This is a genomic window from Paenisporosarcina sp. P4_E4_2 (assembly GCF_056401595.1).
In genome coordinates, this window is the sequence record NZ_JBFUJC010000454.1 from 1 (window position 1) to 1,998 (window position 1,998).

General features: G+C 50.5%; 3 protein-coding genes. All 3 read left to right on the plus strand.

The window, feature by feature from the left end; all coding sequences use genetic code 11:
- Positions 1–24 precede the first annotated feature (24 nt).
- The 3 genes from AC1DSB_RS18555 to AC1DSB_RS18565 all read left to right on the plus strand — a co-directional run bounded on the left by AC1DSB_RS18555 (position 25) and on the right by AC1DSB_RS18565 (position 1,973).
- On the plus strand, positions 25–330 hold the full coding sequence (locus AC1DSB_RS18555) for a DUF1048 domain-containing protein (protein WP_477587336.1): 306 nt from the start codon (positions 25–27) through the stop codon (positions 328–330).
- Positions 331–461: 131 nt separating this feature from the next.
- Positions 462–1,223 (plus strand): ABC transporter ATP-binding protein, encoded by a 762-nt coding sequence (locus tag AC1DSB_RS18560; protein WP_477531797.1) that lies wholly within the window; start codon positions 462–464, stop codon positions 1,221–1,223.
- Positions 1,224–1,973: an ABC transporter permease gene (locus AC1DSB_RS18565; protein ID WP_477531798.1), complete on the plus strand. Its 750-nt coding sequence runs from the start codon at positions 1,224–1,226 to the stop codon at positions 1,971–1,973.
- Positions 1,974–1,998: the final 25 nt, after the last annotated feature.

Genomic DNA, 1,998 nt, shown 5'->3' on the forward strand with positions numbered 1-1,998 from the left:
GATGATGATGGCACGGGTTGAAGGATGATGATGGCACGGGTTGAAGCCCTGCCAGAGGACTACCAGTTTATATTTATGAAAATTCAAAACTACATGTGGAATTTCTCAGCGGGCAACGGGATGGATATGCTGCACATGCAGTATGAATTAATCGAGTTGTTCGAAGCCGGTGCGGCGGAAGGCAGACAAGTGCTGGAAATCWCCGGGGACGACGTGGCGTCCTTTGCCGRCGAACTAGTGGCAAACGCTAAAACCTATGTCGCCAAGTATCGTGAAGATTTGAATCAGAGTATCATGAAGCGATTGGGAAAAAATAAATTCAATAGATAATACCGACTGAATAGCTGATTACAAATGTGAATTGCCACATTCGCCATTCAGTTATATTTTCACCTGGTAATAAGTTGTACAGATTATCAGTCAGACTAAATAGAAGATTATTTTATAAGGAGGAAAAAAGTATGAGCAATGCAGCGATTTCTGTAAAAGGGTTAAAAAAATCCTTTAAAGACAAGGAAGTCTTAAAGGGGGTGGATTTTGAGGTACAGCGTGGCGAAATTTTCGCACTGCTGGGCTCAAATGGAGCGGGCAAGACGACGATAGTCAACATCCTCTCGACGCTGATGAAGGCCGATGGCGGCGAAGTAGGTATTTGCGGCTTTGACATCCAGCGTCAACCGGATCATGTTCGCCAGAGTATCAGCCTGACAGGACAGTTCGCAGCTTTAGACGGCATGCTCACCGGGCGGGAAAACCTGATGATGATCGCCAAGTTGCGGGGAGTTTCCAATCCCGCTCAAGTCGCCGACAATTTGCTTGCAAGATTCAGCCTGACCGATGCGGCCAACCGCCGGGCTGACAAATATTCCGGCGGGATGAAGCGCCGGCTTGACATCGCCATGAGCCTGATCGGGACGCCAGCAGTCATTTTTCTCGACGAACCGACGACAGGGCTTGACCCCGAAGCGCGGATTGAAGTCTGGGATACCGTCAAGGAGCTTGCCGGCGGCGGCACGACCATCTTGCTGACGACCCAGTACCTGGAGGAAGCCGAACAACTGGCGGACCGTATCGCCATCCTGCATGGTGGAAAAATCATCACGACCGGTACCCTTACCGAACTCAAGGAGATGTTCCCGCCAGCGGAAGTGGAGTACATCGAGAAGCAGCCGACATTAGAGGAAATTTTCCTCGCAATCATCGGCAAAAAGGAGGAGATGTAAATGAAAAGCAAAACAGGGGTATTACTAGGACGTTTAATGCGCAACATCATGCGCAGCCCGGATACGATTATCACGGTGGCGATTACGCCGATTATGATGCTGCTGCTGTTTGTCTACGTATTTGGCGGCGCCATAGAGACAGGCACGGACAACTACGTCAATTATTTATTGCCGGGAATCTTGCTGATGGCTATTGCATCCGGCGTCGCTTACACTTCTGTACGGCTGTTTACGGATGTAAAGAGCGGGCTGATGTCGCGTTTCATTACCATGCCCATCAAGCGCTCGTCGGTATTGTGGGCACACGTGTTGACCTCGCTTGTTTCCAATGCGCTTACTATCGTGGTGGTTATCCTCGTCGCGCTCTTGATGGGCTTCCGTTCCAGCGCTGATATCCTGGATTGGCTCGCGGTAGCTGGGATACTCGGGCTGTTTACGCTGGCGCTGACATGGCTGGCGGTCATTCCCGGATTGACAGCAGGGTCTATGGAAGGGGCGACAGCCTACTCGTACCCGCTGATTTTCCTGCCGTTTATCAGTTCGGCCTTTGTACCCACCGAAACCATGCCTAAAATTGTCCGTGCGTTCGCTGAGAACCAGCCCGTGACTTCAATCGTGAATGCGATTCGTGCCCTCTTGTATGAAGGGTCTGTTGGCAACGATATCTGGATCGCGCTTGCCTGGTGCGTCAGCATCATGGTCATCGCTTACTTCTTCGCCATTAAAGTATTTAAACGCCAGTTAGGGTAAGTACACCATATCAATAGTCATCCAC